The following is a 14,983-nucleotide window of genomic DNA, read 5'->3' as shown; positions in this document are numbered from 1 at the left end:
ATTTCAAAAAAGTAAATTACATATCAAACGCGTAATTAACTTTAATACCTATCGTACGTGGTGGTACAACATAGTGCGAAAATGAACGATATTGATTAATAGTACCAGGGTTATTTATTTGACTTGGGAATTCAGCAAAACCAGCATCACGACCTGAACTACGCGAAGCAGAATATGCATATCTATCAAATAAGTTATCAATGTATAAGGTTGCAGACCATGCATCATCAGAGATAGTCGCTGACAAATTACTTATCGCATAACCCGGTAATTTTTCACCTTCAGAGCGTAAACCCGCTGAAGAATAAATATCACTTTGTGCTGTAACACCATAAATAACATCTAACATTTTATCGTTGAATACTTCTTGCGAATAATTCAAACCAAGTGAGAATTGGTGCTCAGCACTACCTGGAAGACGATCTCCGTCTAATACTGAATACTCAAGATAAGCAGGGTCGCTAGGATCTAGCTGTGTAAAGAAACCTAATACATCTGATTTCAATTCTGCTTTAGCATAAGCATAACTAGCAAAAGCTGAGAAGTTATCTGAGAAAATAGCTCTAGACGAAATTTCAACACCTTTACTGTTCGCTTCACCAGCGTTTGAAGTGTATGGTAACCCACCATTTTCAGTAGCAGCACCACTTACTTGCGCTTTGTCCCAATCAATATTAAAGATTGCTGCATTGAAATGGAATTTATTTTCAAGCCATGTACTCTTGAAACCTAACTCATAGTTAGTTGTAGTATCTGGTTCATAAGAAAATTCATAAGGTAATGCACATAATTTGGGATCATCGCCAGAACAAGCAGCAATACCGTTAGAACCACCTAGACGAAAACCCTCACTGATGGTTGCATACCACATAACATCTGGCGTAAGTTGATAGCTAGCATTAATTTTAAATAAACTTCCGTCGCCGTCACTTGATCCTGCTTGAATACTATCGGATTTAAATGTTAAAGAATCAAATGCAACACGTTCATCTCCATGTATAAAAGGAATAGTTGAAGCTGATGCTATTTTAATATCATACTCATAAAAACGAGCACCTAAAGTCACATTAAACTGCTCTGTAAATTGGTAACTTAGCTCACCAAAGATTGCTTTTTCAACTGACTCATCGTCTGTTAGCTCTAAATATTCTAGATCATCAGCACGATTTGAAAAAGGATAATTAGGAGTGTATTCTTCACTTAAAGCAAATTCATTCGTCTTGTTGTAGTAACCACCTACAATCCACGATAAGTCTGAATCTGACTGTGATACCAATCTAATTTCTTGTGTAAAGCTGTCGAAGTCTTCTGTTTCACGTGTGAAGGCAGAAAACGTTGGAAACGTTTCGTAGCTATAATTTAAGGTATATAACAGGTCAGTTTGATCTCGTTGACCTTCATTTTCATGCTCTGAATAACCTGTTGCAGAAACTAATTCAGCAAAACCTAAATCAGCAGTTATTTCTAAGCTGATTAATGAGTCTTTGTTTTCTTCAGGTGTTAAATATCTTTCAGCTGACTCGTACTTACCCACAACATCTCTTAATGGGTTATCAAGAGCTAATGATTGATAATTAGTAACACTACGACCTTCAACATCACTTTTTTGATAAAGGTACGTTAATGTCCCATCTAACCAATCTGTTGGTGTCCAACGTAATGCAATGCGGCTTGTTAATATTTCTTCGCCATTCGCATCTTTTACAGAACGAATATTATCGCTAACATCTTGAGGGTCATTCCAATCTGGATCAGGGTTAGAAACACCACCTTCTATTACTGTGTAGCCATAATCAATGAAGCCTGGGTCATTGTAATAATTAAATGATGCACGTAGCGCTAAAACATCTTCAATTAATGGAGTATTTATAACAAAGCTAGTTTCACCACCAAGGTTGTCAGACTCTGCACCTTGAAATAAGTCACCAGAAAGTTCAACACTTGTTACATCAAGTTCAGCTTTTTTAGGGATGTAACGGATTGCTCCGCCTAATGTACCTGCACCGTATAACGTACCTTGAGGACCAATTAATACTTCTACACGTTCAACATCAATTAAACGAACATCAACGTCTAAAGGTTGTTCACCAAAATAAGTCGCTACTGTTCCGCCATCCGATAAAGCACCTGTTGAGTTAGTACTCAAACCACGAACAATAATATTATTTTGACCACGGCCACCTTGATCAGGAATAGATAAACCTGGAACCCAGCGAGCAACTTCACTTAAATCGCTGATATTTTGATCTTTCATAATATCGCTATCTAAAGCAGTAATGTTCAAAGGTGCTTCTTGTATGCTTAAAGAGCGACGTGACGCCGTTACTTGAATACGCTCAATACCTTGAACTTTAGCTTCACTTGCTTCTTCGGCAAATGCAAAACTCGGAGCAGCAATAGTTGAACTTAACGCTATAAAAATAGCTGATTTTTTAAATAAGTTAATGTTGTTAATCATGTTTTCCCTTGAGATGGATTGTTTACAGCCAGTAATAAAACAATTTTTATAACGAAGCGACTAAATATTATTATTTTTATGTAAATTTAGTTATAACAGCTCAGAATAAAAGTCATTTGTTACAATTTTTGTGTATATAAACACAGATTTACTTCCTAAATCTAAAAGACAAACTATTATTGTCTTATGTTGGGGGTATTATATCGACTTCTGACGAACGTTAAAATACATACAGCAATTAAATATTGAAGGATTATTATGCAAAACACATTGTCGAAATTAATTCCTGTTAAAGAGTTAAAACTTGGCATGTATGTTTTAGAGGTGAAATCTGAAAATCGCTTTATTAAAATAAAAACCAAAGGCTTAGTAAAGTCCGATAGCATAATTAAACAATTAAAAGAACAAGGTGTAACTGATGTTTTTGTCAGAAATGATAAAGCTGCAGATATGGTTCAAGAAAGTACAATAGATGAAACACCAGAAGAAGAAATAACACCTACAAGTATCGATGCAGATAGTCCTGAAAAAATACCCCAGCCAACTCCTAAAAAAGTAACTGTTGCCGAAGAATTCCATCAATCTTGCAAAGTTTATGACAATGCTACCAATACCATTAAAGCAATATTCGATGATATTAGTGCCGACCAAAAAATAAATATTACCGCGATTAACGAATTAGCCAATGATATTACCGACTCAATTCTAAGAAATGAATATGCAATTTCGATACTAACGAGAATCCGAGAGAAAGATACTTACCAATGGGAACATGCCATTAATACCGCTATTTTAGTGTGTGGGTTTTCATTATTTATTGGCATGAAAAAAGAAACTGCAACACAAATAGCGATTGGCGCACTACTACATGATGTAGGTGTAGCTAAACTACCTAAAGCCATATTAAACAAGAAAGAAAAGCTAACCACTAATGAGCAAACGCTAGTTGAAAAGCATGTTTTATGGGGTCATCAAATATGTAGTAACGATGGTTTAAGTAATAAAATTACTACTGATATGTTGGTTAATCATCATGAACGTTTAGATGGTTCTGGCTACCCTAGAGGGTTAAAAGGAGCTAAGTTATCTAAACTTGCGAGAATTACAGCTATTGTTGATGTGTATGATGCGATGACAGGAAACAAGCATTATAAAAAAGGTGAACAGCCTATTAATGCTCTACGCTATTTAATTTCTAAAAATGAAAAATTTGATCGCAGTTTAGTACAGCAGTTTATTAAATATATTGGCGTACATCCGGTTGGCTCACTTGTAAAACTTTCTAATGAAACCTTGGCTATTGTTACTGAGGGTAATAGAAACGACCCATTAAACCCAACAGCTATTGCTTTTTATAATACTAAAGTTGGTGCAAATATAACGTCTAAAAAATATATTCTAGATGAAGAAGCTCTAAGTATTACAACGGCGGCACGACCTGAAGATTATCAAATTAATATCGCTAAAGTGATTAGAAAAATTCTTACCTGATTGCACTCATCTAGACATGAAATAAGTGTCAGCTAGTTAATCAATAGCGTGATCTACTTCAAATTTTAAACAATAAAAAACCAGCATAGTTGCTGGTTTTTTATTAGTGGCGTTAACCTTTTTCAAACAATACCTAAGGCATCATTTGCTCTTGGTCAGCACCTTCTTTTTCAATCACTTCTGGTATTAAATCTTCTTTCGAAATACCTAAAGCTAATGCGACTGAACTCGCTACATAAATTGATGAATATGTACCAACAAATACACCAAATAATAATGCAGTTGCGAAGCCATGAATTAGCTCTCCGCCTCTAAAGAATAAAGCAGCCAATACTAACAAGGTAGTAATTGACGTGATGAATGTACGGCTTAACGTTTGCGTTAATGAAATATCAATAATGTCAGACGCTGTACTTCCACGTACTTTTCTAAAGTTTTCTCGAATTCGATCTGAAACAACAATCGTATCATTGAGGGAGTAACCGATCACCGCCAAAATCGCAGCTAATACCGTTAAATCAAATTCTATTTTTAAGAATGAGAATAAACCTAACGTTAGCAATACATCATGGAATAAAGCGATAACAGAACCTAAAGCGAAACGCCATTCAAAGCGGAATGCAACGTAAACTAAAATACAAATTAAGGCTGTTAGCATCGCTAATCCACCTTGCTCTGCAAGTTCATCACCTACACTACCACCAACAAATTCGATACGTCTCATGTCGAGTTCAACACCTGTCCCCTCTTTGATTGTACTTAAAACTTGGTCACCTAATAACTCAACTTTAACACCTTCACGTTCAGCAAGACGTATTACTACATCTCTACTTGAACCATAAAGCTGAACCACAGCGTCGCTGTAGCCATTGTTATCAAGTACGTCACGTACTTTAGTTAAATTTGCAGGTTCTTTAAAACCTATTTCAATTAATGTACCGCCAGTAAAATCTAATCCTAACGTTAACTTGTTAGTATAAAGTGAAAATACGGCTGCGCTCATTAATAGTAAACTGAAGATCATTGCTGGTCTTCTGAAACGCATAAAAGCGAGTGTTTCTTTTAAATTTAAAATTTGCATAATAGACTCTTCGCTCTCACTATATTGATAATTTATCGAGACGTTTACCGCCCCAAACTGCATTTACAACAGTACGTGTACCAATAACTGCTGTGAACATTGAAGTAAGAATACCGATAGATAGAGTTACCGCGAAACCTTTGATTGGACCCGTACCTACAGCGAAAAGAATTAACGCAGCAATTAGAGTTGTAATGTTTGCATCTATGATTGTTGAGAATGCAGCATCATAACCTTGGTGAATTGCTTGCTGAACAGATTTACCTGCTCTAATTTCTTCACGAATACGCTCGAATATAAGCACGTTAGCATCAACAGCCATACCTACGGTTAGAACAATACCTGCCATACCAGGAAGAGTTAATGTTGCGCCTGGAATTAATGACATAACACCAATAATTAAAATAAGGTTAGCGCCTAATGCTAAGTTAGCCACAACACCAAAAGCGCGGTAATAGATCATCATAAAGATAAAAACTAAACCAAAGCCCATTAAGATTGCTTGAAAACCTAATTTAACATTTTCAGCACCTAACGTTGGTCCAACCGTTCTTTCTTCAACAATTTGGATAGGAGCGATTAACGCACCAGCTCTTAATAATAACGCTAAACTATGTGCTTCAGCTTGGCTACCTGCACCAGTAATTCTAAAGCTGTTACCTAAACGAGATTGAATCGTTGCAACACTGATAACTTCTTCCACTTTTTCGAAAATGGTGTTGCCTTCAGCATCTTTATTTTTAGTTGGTTTGTATTCAATGAATACCGTAGCCATTGGCTTACCAATGTTACTTTTGGTGAAGTTTGAAATCTTGCTACCACCAGCAGCATCTAAATCGATGTTAACTTGTGGACGGCTATATTCATCAAAGCCTGATTTAGCATCAACAATGTGACTACCTTCAAGCATTACACGCTTTTTAAGTAGAACAGGTTGACCATCTTGTTCATATAATATTTCTGAACTTGCTGGTGGACGACCATTTAATGCACTCGATAAATCGCCTTCAGTATCTACCATTCTGAAATCGATAGTTGCTGTTGCACTTAAAATTGCTTTTGCTACGGCTGTATCTTGTACGCCAGGTAATTCAATAACAATGTGTTTTTTACCTTGGCGTTGTACTAGAGGTTCAGCAACACCGAGTTCATTTACACGATTACGAATAATAGTAATGTTTTGTTGAAGCGCGTAATCACGTACTTCTTTAATTTTAGCATCAGTCATTGTTGCCGTTAGCGTTAACTTGTCGCTATCGGTTGAAATCAATAAATCTGCAAATTGTCTTTTAATGTAAGTTTCAGCTTGGTCTAAGTCAGCTTCTTTACGGAAAATAACTTGAATACCTTTATCAGTTTCTTTTACTGAACGGTAACGAATTTTTTCTGTTCTTAAGTCAGCTCTGAAGCTATCAACAATGTTTGTATTAGCCTTGTTAATGGCCACTTTCATGTTAACTTCCATTAAGAAGCTTACACCACCACTTAAATCTAAACCTAGCTTCATTGGCGTTCCGCCTAATTGAGCTAACCAGCTTGGAGTTGCTGGGGTTAGATTTAAAGCAACTGAATAATTATCGCCTAAATCATCTATTAACAAATCACGGGCTTTCAATTGTTCTTCTGTATTTAAAAAACGGGCTAATATTTGTCCGTTATCAAGAACAATCTTTGAAAATGGGATCTTTTCGGCTGCGAGTCTATCTTTAACGGTATCAAGTGTAGAGGTTGTGATCTCAACACCACGTAATCCTGATATTTGTACTGCAGGATCTTCACCGTATAAGTTGGGCAAAGCATATAAAGCACCGATGGCAACTATAAAAAGTACCATGAGTGATTTCCATAATGGATATTTGTTTAACACCATATCGTCCTATTTTTTGTTAATAAATAATAATGCCCGTATCACGTTTAATACGTAATACAGGCATTAATATAACGTATACCAAGTCGCTAATTTTAAACAACTGGGTATAACATTAAATGATTACAATGACTTCATTGTACCTTTTGGAAGTACTGTATTGATTGCACCTTTTTGTACTGTTACTTCAGTACCTTCTGCAATACTTACAACGATAAAGTCTTTTTCGTCAGATACTTTAACGATTTTACCAACAATTCCGCCTTGCGTTAATACTTCGTCACCTTTAGAAAGTGCAGACATTAAGCTTTTATGCTCTTTAACACGTTTTGCTTGTGGACGATAAATCATGAAATAAAACACTGCACCAAATACAGCTAACATGATGATCATTTCCATACCACCACCAGCCGATGCTGGAGCTGCTGCTGCGTGTGCCTGACTAATAAATAAACTCATAAATACCTCTTATATTTTTTAAAATTGAAAACGGGTTAATAACTAAAACACGACCTAAAGGTGCGCTTTATTTTGCATCACTTTCGCTAGATTCTACTCCAGCTAACGGTGGTACAGGTAAATCTCTTAATGCATAAAATTCTGCAACATATTCTTCAAGCTTATTGTTCTCAATAGCATGACGTAATGCTTTCATAATACGTTGATAAAAATGTAGATTATGCAGTGTATTTAACTGAGAACCTAAAATTTCTTTACACTTGTCTAAATGATGAAGATAAGCGCGTGAGTAATTTTTACATGTGTAACAATCACATTCAGGATCTAGTGGGCCTGTATCTGTTTTATGACGTGCATTTCTTATTTTAATTACGCCGTCAGTAACAAACAAATGACCATTTCGTGCATTACGTGTTGGCATCACACAATCGAACATATCAATACCACGACGTACACCTTCAACTAAGTCTTCAGGTTTACCTACACCCATCAGATATCGGGGCTTATTATCAGGTATCAAGGGTGCAGTATGATCTAATATGCGGATCATATCTTCTTTAGGTTCACCTACGGATAAACCACCAATAGCGTAACCGTCAAAATCAATCGCTTTTAAGCCATTAACAGACACTTCACGTAAATCTTCGTACATGCCGCCTTGCACAATACCAAATAACGCTGATGGATTATCTCCATGAGCATCTTTAGAACGTTGAGCCCAGCGTAATGACAACTCCATAGAAACTTGAGATTCTTGATGAGTCGCAGGATACGGCGTACATTCGTCAAATATCATTACAACATCTGAACCTAAACTTTTTTGTACTTCCATTGAACGTTCAGGCGTTAGCATAATTTTTTCACCATTTACTGGTGAGCTAAACTTAACACCCTCTTCCGTAATTTTACGCATAGCACCTAAGCTAAATACTTGGAATCCACCTGAATCGGTAAGAATAGGTTTATCCCAGTTAATAAAATTGTGAAGTCCGCCGTGCTGTTCAATAATTTCAGTGCCTGGACGCAGCATTAAATGGAAAGTATTGCCTAAAATAATTTCAGCACCTGTGTCAGCTACTTCTTCAGTTTTCATACCTTTAACAGTACCGTAAGTACCTACAGGCATGAACGCTGGAGTTTCAACAGTACCGCGTGAAAAGGTTAATCGACCTCTTCTTGCTTTACCATCAGTATTAATTAAATCGTATTTCATTGGTTTTCCTTAGCCCACTAGCGAAACAGGCTAGTAGCAATATATTGTTAATTAAAAAGTCAGTTCTAATTAACTTTTTTGGTGAGAAACATAGCATCACCATAACTAAAAAATCGGTATTCGTTTTTAACAGCATGCTTATAAGCTGCCATTATATTTTCATAGCCTGAAAATGCACTTACTAACATAAGTAAAGTAGATTCAGACAGATGGAAATTAGTAATAAGGGCATCAATGACTTGAAATTCGTAACCTGGCGTAATAAAAATATCAGTATCGCCATAAAACTCAGTTAATGATTCACCTTTATCTTTTGCCGCTTTTGCTGCACTTTCTAATGATCTTACCGATGTAGTACCTACACCAATAATTCTGCCACCTGCAGCTTTAGTTTGCTTAATTTGTTCAACAACCTCAGCAGGTACTTCTACATATTCAGAATGCATTATATGATCTGCAATCTCATCTACACGTACGGGCTGAAAAGTTCCTGCGCCTACATGTAAGGTAACAAACGCTAAATTCACGCCTTTGTTTTTTAACTGTTCTAGTAAAGCATCATCAAAATGTAAACCTGCCGTGGGTGCTGCAACAGCGCCTGGCTTTTCATTGTAAACCGTTTGATACCTTTCGCGATCGCTCTCTTCATCTGGGCGATCAATATAAGGAGGTAATGGCATATGACCAATTTCATCTAATACTGATAAAACTGATTGCTCACCATGCACTTCAAACTCGAATAAAGCGTCATGACGGGCTACCATAGTTGCCGTTACTTTATCTTCCAATATGACTTCAGACCCAACTTTAGGTGATTTACTTGCACGAACATGAGCTAAAAATCGTCTATCATCAAGTAAACGTTCAACTAACACTTCTACTTGTCCGCCAGTGGCTTTTTTACCAAACATGCGGGCAGGGATAACACGTGTATTGTTAAATACCAGCAAATCGCCAGCTTGTACTTTATCAATAATATTTAAAAAATTAAGATCGTCAATTTGACCGCTATTACCATCTAACGACATTAATCGACTAGAGGTTCTATCAGCTTTAGGATAACGAGCTATAAGCTCTTCAGGTAAATCAAATGAAAAATCGGCTACACGCATGTTAAAAACTATTACTTTTGAATAAAAAAAACGCGTAATTTTAGTGTTACAAGCCTTGAATAGCAAGAGAAACTCGTAATAGCTCGTCTATTTAGATAAGAATTATGTAGTTAAAAGCAGTACAAGTTAAAACAAATCAAATTAGCATTACTTACAGATTAACCAGTTTTTTAAATAACCTGTCTAAAATTAAAAATCATTATGAATAAAAGGTATCGACTATTGATATTATTTTCGCTTTTTTACTCTTTTTTCTGACCTCGAGAACAATAAAATAACGAAATAAGCTTAATCTACAATTGAAGCCATTCCTTTTGTGCATACTTATCAAGCAAAACAAAGATACTTTATAATCAACAACGCTAATTGTGTAGATTAATTGAGCGAACGGTAAGTTTTTAGTATTTTATGCTTTACCTTTAGTAATCCTTGGGTATAATTCTTCTCCGTTGCAGGGGTGTAGTTCCAATTGGTAGAACAGCGGTCTCCAAAACCGACGGTTGGGAGTTCGAATCTCTCCACCCCTGCCAATTCTTCTTTGTAGATCTTCGTACCAATTTCTTAATATTTATATCTATTAATTTATTCTGTTTGTCTTTCTGTTATTTGTGATTTCTGTCATGATATTACTCACTTTATTTTTGGCTTAAATCTCGATTTATCTTTATGGCAATAACTCAGCGACAATTTAATCATCTGAACGAAATGGGCATAAACGTATGGCAACAGCGCGATACTGATAACTCAGCTGTAGCTTTAGAGTCCAAAAATACCAACATTCCTGTATCAACCTCATTAGCATTTGATTTAGACCAGTTATCTCAACAGCAATTATTTTCTGATATTTTACTATGTATCGATATTTCAATTGGTGAAGTAACCACTGAAAACAACATAATGAATCTGGGTTTATTCAACTGGCAATTTAAAGAAACAGATACGATTACTTTTTCTAAAAGTATTTTAACCACTCCATTGCTCACAGCCTTTGAAAACAGTACTCAGCTGAAAAAAGATTTGTGGCAGATTATCCAACAAAAAGTATTAGCTTAATGACAACATTTAAAAAAATCAGCCCTGCTGATGTAGAACACTTGATGCCGATTGAAATGGCTTGTCATTCTCACCCTTGGACTGAAAAAACATTTAAAAGCTGCATTGATGGACGCTACTTCGGATTTTATCTTATTGAAGATAACGAAACGGTAGGCTTTTATATTGGTGAGCATGTAGTTGGTGAAGTAACACTGATGGATATTTGTGTAAAGCCTTCATTGCAAGGCAAAGGTTACGGCAAACAGCTATTAACTCATTTTCTTGCTGAAACTAAAGCCTTGGCAGCTAGTAAAGTGTTTTTAGAAGTTAGAGCGAAAAACATCAGTGCTCAAATGATGTATATCAATCAAGGGTTTACTGAAACCAGCAGACGTACAGGTTACTACCCAAGCGCCAGTGGATTTGGCTATGAAGACGCTATTGTAATGAGTTTAAAGCTTTAGGTTTATTAACTGTTAACCAATCATTTATATGAACTTAAATTAGGTTAATATTATGGTGCAGACGCTATTATAAAAAACAACTCCACAAATAATGATAAATGGTAATAAACACTTAAAATAATAAGTTATTTTAAGTGTAAAAATTTATTTAATTGAACAGACATCTGAAAAACGATCTATCATCTTCTTAGCTTTTTGAATTGTTGATTCCATTTGTGTTACATGATTCACATGAAGCTCAGAAAAATAAATTTTATGCGCCTTTGTTGCAACCCGCACAACAAAGATTTCCTCATTTTTATTTATATCTGGATGTAATTTAATAAAGTTAGCGATAAGAACGAATTCTAAACCATTAAGGTCAGACAACATAATAGGACTAGTTTCTAGAACTACATTATCGAAAATAACTTCCTCATTAAGTCTATAGCTATAATTCTTTAAAAACTGTTCATTTATACTTTGAGGTTCTTCTAAATCTTCAATATCCTTTAAAAGGTATGTATTTTCCATCTTATCAAGTTCATAAAAAGAAAAAGACCAGTAACTATCATCTAACATAAAGTTAGCAGCTGCCCTTTTACCTTCCTGACGGAGTTCTTTTGATATATCGACATTAGGAATTGTGAAGTTTTCGATATTACATATTAATGAGTGAGCAGCAAAAGCTGTATGACTATTAAATAATATTAAAAAGAATAACACACTACTCTTTTTCATTTAACTTAGCCTCCAGCTTAATTATTTTGACTGTAAAGTATATAAATTGAACAACGGCGAGAATGAAAACAAAATAAAATGTGTATTCTTTACTTTGAATACTCGAACTGTTGAAAAAAGTAATAACTCCCACAACAGTTACAATCAAATAAATGGCAGCAAATATTCTATTGAACAACATAAAACCTACTTTTAATAAATTGGAAAGCCTTTAATTAGTTTCTGTTTTTAATTTCTTCGTCAGTATTGTCAAATATTCGTATTATTGTTTTAGCACCTGCGTCTCAAGCAGTTATTCAAATAAAATTAATCATTATTCCTGAATAGTCGCCAAATTCGGTAAATGATCTTTCATGCCTAACGCTTGTTTAGCCATTAATTGTTTAACGGGTTTTACATTATCAAACAAGTTCATGCCTAAACCTCTTACTAGCTGAGTTACAGGGTTTTGCGGTGTAAAAACCTGTTTAATCGACTCCATCGCTGTTGCCATTTCAGCCGCTTCAGACTTTCTCCATCGCGAATATTTATTTAATACTGTAGATGAGGCCCATAGCGCTTGGTCGGCTTTCGCTGTATTTTCTTGTTGGCTATAAGCCTCGCTTATAACTTGTGCTAAGGATGCCGCATCCAGTAAACCTAAGTTAACGCCCTGTCCTGCTAATGGGTGAATAGTGTGAGCTGCATCGCCAACAAGTACAACACGATCTTGGGTAAAGCTTTGTGACATTCTCATAGATAATGGATATGACGGTGTTTGACTTTTTAATGTGATATTACCAAGTCGTCCATCACTTGCTGCAGTTAACTCTTTAGAAAATTCTTCAGGTGATAGTGCTTTCAAACGTTCAGCATCTTCTGGTGAAGTAGACCAAACAATTGAGCATAAGTTTTTCTCATACAAGGGTAAAAAAGCCAAAGGACCTGTAGGTAAAAACACTTGCCATGCTGTGTTTTGATGTCCTTGTTCACATTCTACTGTCGCAACTATGGCATGGTGATCATAGTCTCTAAAAGTAATAGGCATATCCATTTGCTTTCTAACCCAAGAGTTAGCACCATCGGCACCTACAACTAGCTTAGCCGTGATAGGCATTTGAGAGGTAAAGCTTGCAAAAACTTCTGATTCTCCCATGCCTATATTGGTAATATTTTCTTCAGTGAAAAAAGTAATACCATTGTCTTGTTGAGCTTTATTCCATAAGGCTGTACGAATTATTGGGTTTTCAATAATCCAACCTAATTGTTTAATATTTACCGTATCAGAAATATCTTCAGTAGAAAAAGATAACTTACCGTAACCTGCTTTATCCCAAACATGCATATGTTGATAAGGCTGAACTCGTTGCTCCATTAAGTCTGACCAAACACCAAGCTGAGAAAAAATTTGTTGGCTCGCCATATTAATCGCACTAACACGAACACTAGGCTCATCAGTTATTGGAGATAAAGGTGTTTTGTCAGCGATAGCGACTGTTAATCCTGTTGTTTTTCTAATCGCAAGAGCAAGGGTTAGCCCTACCATTCCTGCACCAACAATCAAAATATCAAATTTTTGCATGTTATTTTTCACTTAAATAAAGTCATTCGAGTTACCAAGAATGAATATAAAATAATAGCTAATATCTTAAGCCTACTAAACCATCACCTACTAAACCATCGCCTAATAGCCCATAGCTTTATTTACAAAGGTGTTTTTAATAGCAGGAATATAATTTAGTACTTTCAAACCTATGTTTCTGCCTGCCACTAGAGGAAAGTGTTCATTCGAAAATAAGGTGACTAGCGAATCAGTGAGGTTAATAATATGTTTGTGATCAGTTTTACGTGAAATAGCATATTCTGTTAAGCGATTGAACGCGCCTATATCACCTTTGTCAGCTAAGGTTTGCTCTAACGTTTTAGCCAAGCTTTGTACATCACGTAAGCCTAAGTTAAAGCCTTGTCCTGCAATAGGATGAATAGTGTGTGATGCATTGCCAATAAGTACCATTCGATGAAATATTTGCTCTTGCGCTTGTACTAGCGACAAAGGGTAAATGTGTCGTTTGCCTACTTTTACGATACCACCTAACCAACTGCCAAAGTCTTGCTCTAGTTTTACTTTAAATTCGTCATCGGTTAAGGCGTTTATTTCTTCTGCTTGTTCAGGCGTTAACGTCCAAACAAGCGATGAACGTGAACCCTCATTAGCTACTTTCACCATAGGTAACATCGCAATAGGTCCACTTTCGGTAAAACGTTCGTACGCCACACCTTGATGCGCGAGCTTAGTTGACACATTAGTGATTAATGCCGATTGACCATAATCTGATTTATCGCACGCTATGCTTGCTGCTTGTCGGCAAATAGAATTAACACCGTCACAGCCTATAAGTAATGAGGCTGACAGTTGAGTGTTTGATTTTAATGTAATATCGACCGAAGCTGACTGCCATTTTATTTGATCAATCGCATCAGGCGTAAACCACGTTACATTACTCAGCGCAGAAGCTTTAGTCTTTTCATTATTTTGACTTTTTTCAGCTAGAGTTTGTTGTATAGCTAAGCTTTTCTGTATAGCTAGGCCAAGCTTAGACATTTCAATCACATAACCAACAGCATTTACCTTACCGTGATTAGCTGTAAGATGGTCTTCAGCTTTAATGCGCGCTTTGCCATAATGGCCACGATCTGAAATATGAATGTCTGTGATCGGTTGTGCGTGATCTTGAATATAAGTCCAAGTACCAAGCTCTTTTAAATATTGAGCAGAAGCATGGGATAAAGCTAATACTCTATCGTCGAATACTGATTCACTCGGTTTTTGATTTAAAGAAGTAGATTGAGAAAGTGGCTTTGCATTAACAGCTTCAATAATAGCAATAGATAAAGGCTTACCTTGGTGTGCTTTAACAGACAATAAGCTTAATGCCATTAAGGATCCAGATAAGCCACCACCTGAGATCACGACATCAAAGTGTTGTTTATTGGTTGTAAGATTTTCTGATACGTCCATTTTTTCAACTATTTCAAATGTATAAAGGGTTATTAAAAAAGACAAAAGCTTAAGTATTTTTCCTTAAGCCTATTATGTAGCCTTT

At 35.9% G+C, this 14,983-nt stretch carries 12 protein-coding genes and 1 tRNA gene; 4 read left to right on the top strand and 9 right to left on the bottom strand.

Annotated elements, in window-relative coordinates; genetic code table 11:
* Positions 1-16 precede the first annotated feature (16 nt).
* On the bottom strand, positions 17-2,458 hold the full coding sequence (locus tag ACPUVN_RS02765; protein WP_426369918.1) for a TonB-dependent receptor: 2,442 nt from the start codon (positions 2,456-2,458) through the stop codon (positions 17-19).
* Positions 2,459-2,716: 258 nt separating this feature from the next.
* Here ACPUVN_RS02765 and ACPUVN_RS02760 point away from each other — a divergent pair, with 258 nt between their 5' ends.
* Complete coding sequence (locus ACPUVN_RS02760) at positions 2,717-3,949, top strand: HD-GYP domain-containing protein (RefSeq protein WP_426369917.1); 1,233 nt, start codon at positions 2,717-2,719, stop codon at positions 3,947-3,949.
* A 133-nt stretch (positions 3,950-4,082) separates the two neighbouring features.
* Here the strand turns inward: ACPUVN_RS02760 and secF are convergent, their stop codons facing one another.
* From secF to queA, 5 genes are all read right to left on the bottom strand, one after another.
* Positions 4,083-5,030, bottom strand: a complete 948-nt coding sequence (gene secF, locus ACPUVN_RS02755; protein ID WP_426358128.1) for a protein translocase subunit SecF — start codon at positions 5,028-5,030, stop codon at positions 4,083-4,085.
* A gap of 19 nt (positions 5,031-5,049) precedes the next feature.
* A complete protein-coding gene (gene secD, locus ACPUVN_RS02750; RefSeq protein ID WP_426360584.1) occupies positions 5,050-6,897 on the bottom strand; it encodes a protein translocase subunit SecD in 1,848 nt (615 codons plus the stop codon).
* A gap of 123 nt (positions 6,898-7,020) precedes the next feature.
* Positions 7,021-7,356: a preprotein translocase subunit YajC gene (gene yajC, locus ACPUVN_RS02745; protein ID WP_426358129.1), complete on the bottom strand. Its 336-nt coding sequence runs from the start codon at positions 7,354-7,356 to the stop codon at positions 7,021-7,023.
* A 67-nt stretch (positions 7,357-7,423) separates the two neighbouring features.
* On the bottom strand, positions 7,424-8,569 hold the full coding sequence (tgt, locus tag ACPUVN_RS02740; RefSeq protein ID WP_426358130.1) for a tRNA guanosine(34) transglycosylase Tgt: 1,146 nt from the start codon (positions 8,567-8,569) through the stop codon (positions 7,424-7,426).
* 65 nt (positions 8,570-8,634) lie between these two features.
* Positions 8,635-9,681 (bottom strand): tRNA preQ1(34) S-adenosylmethionine ribosyltransferase-isomerase QueA, encoded by a 1,047-nt coding sequence (gene queA / locus ACPUVN_RS02735; RefSeq protein WP_426369916.1) that lies wholly within the window; start codon positions 9,679-9,681, stop codon positions 8,635-8,637.
* A 453-nt stretch (positions 9,682-10,134) separates the two neighbouring features.
* Between queA and ACPUVN_RS02730 the strand changes: the two genes are divergently transcribed.
* The 3 genes from ACPUVN_RS02730 to rimI all read left to right on the top strand — a co-directional run bounded on the left by ACPUVN_RS02730 (position 10,135) and on the right by rimI (position 11,180).
* Positions 10,135-10,211 (top strand) — tRNA-Trp (locus ACPUVN_RS02730).
* Positions 10,212-10,347: 136 nt separating this feature from the next.
* Positions 10,348-10,734 carry a DNA polymerase III subunit psi gene (locus ACPUVN_RS02725; RefSeq protein WP_426369915.1) on the top strand — a complete coding sequence of 129 codons (387 nt, stop codon included), beginning with the start codon at positions 10,348-10,350 and terminating at the stop codon, positions 10,732-10,734.
* The gene (gene rimI / locus ACPUVN_RS02720; RefSeq protein ID WP_426358133.1) at positions 10,734-11,180 is read left to right on the top strand and encodes a ribosomal protein S18-alanine N-acetyltransferase; all 447 of its coding nucleotides are present in this window, start codon (positions 10,734-10,736) and stop codon (positions 11,178-11,180) included. Before ACPUVN_RS02725 ends, rimI begins: the two co-directional genes overlap by 1 nt.
* Before the next feature lie 144 nt (positions 11,181-11,324).
* On the opposite strand, the gene ACPUVN_RS02715 is transcribed toward rimI, so the two are convergent.
* The 3 genes from ACPUVN_RS02715 to ubiH all read right to left on the bottom strand — a co-directional run bounded on the left by ACPUVN_RS02715 (position 11,325) and on the right by ubiH (position 14,943).
* Entirely contained in the window at positions 11,325-11,900 is a 576-nt protein-coding gene (locus tag ACPUVN_RS02715; protein ID WP_426369914.1) for a hypothetical protein, read from the bottom strand.
* Between the two features lie 313 nt (positions 11,901-12,213).
* Entirely contained in the window at positions 12,214-13,461 is a 1,248-nt protein-coding gene (locus tag ACPUVN_RS02710) for a UbiH/UbiF/VisC/COQ6 family ubiquinone biosynthesis hydroxylase (protein WP_426369913.1), read from the bottom strand.
* A gap of 102 nt (positions 13,462-13,563) precedes the next feature.
* Positions 13,564-14,943, bottom strand: coding sequence for a 2-octaprenyl-6-methoxyphenyl hydroxylase (gene ubiH, locus ACPUVN_RS02705; protein WP_426369912.1), 1,380 nt, complete (start codon positions 14,941-14,943; stop codon positions 13,564-13,566).
* Between the last annotated feature and the right edge of the window lie 40 nt (positions 14,944-14,983).

The organism is Pseudocolwellia antarctica (genome assembly GCF_049933045.1).
Lineage (GTDB): Bacteria > Pseudomonadota > Gammaproteobacteria > Enterobacterales > Alteromonadaceae > Pseudocolwellia.
Note: the sequence above shows the minus strand (reverse complement) of the source record. Positions and strands in the feature narration are given on the sequence as shown.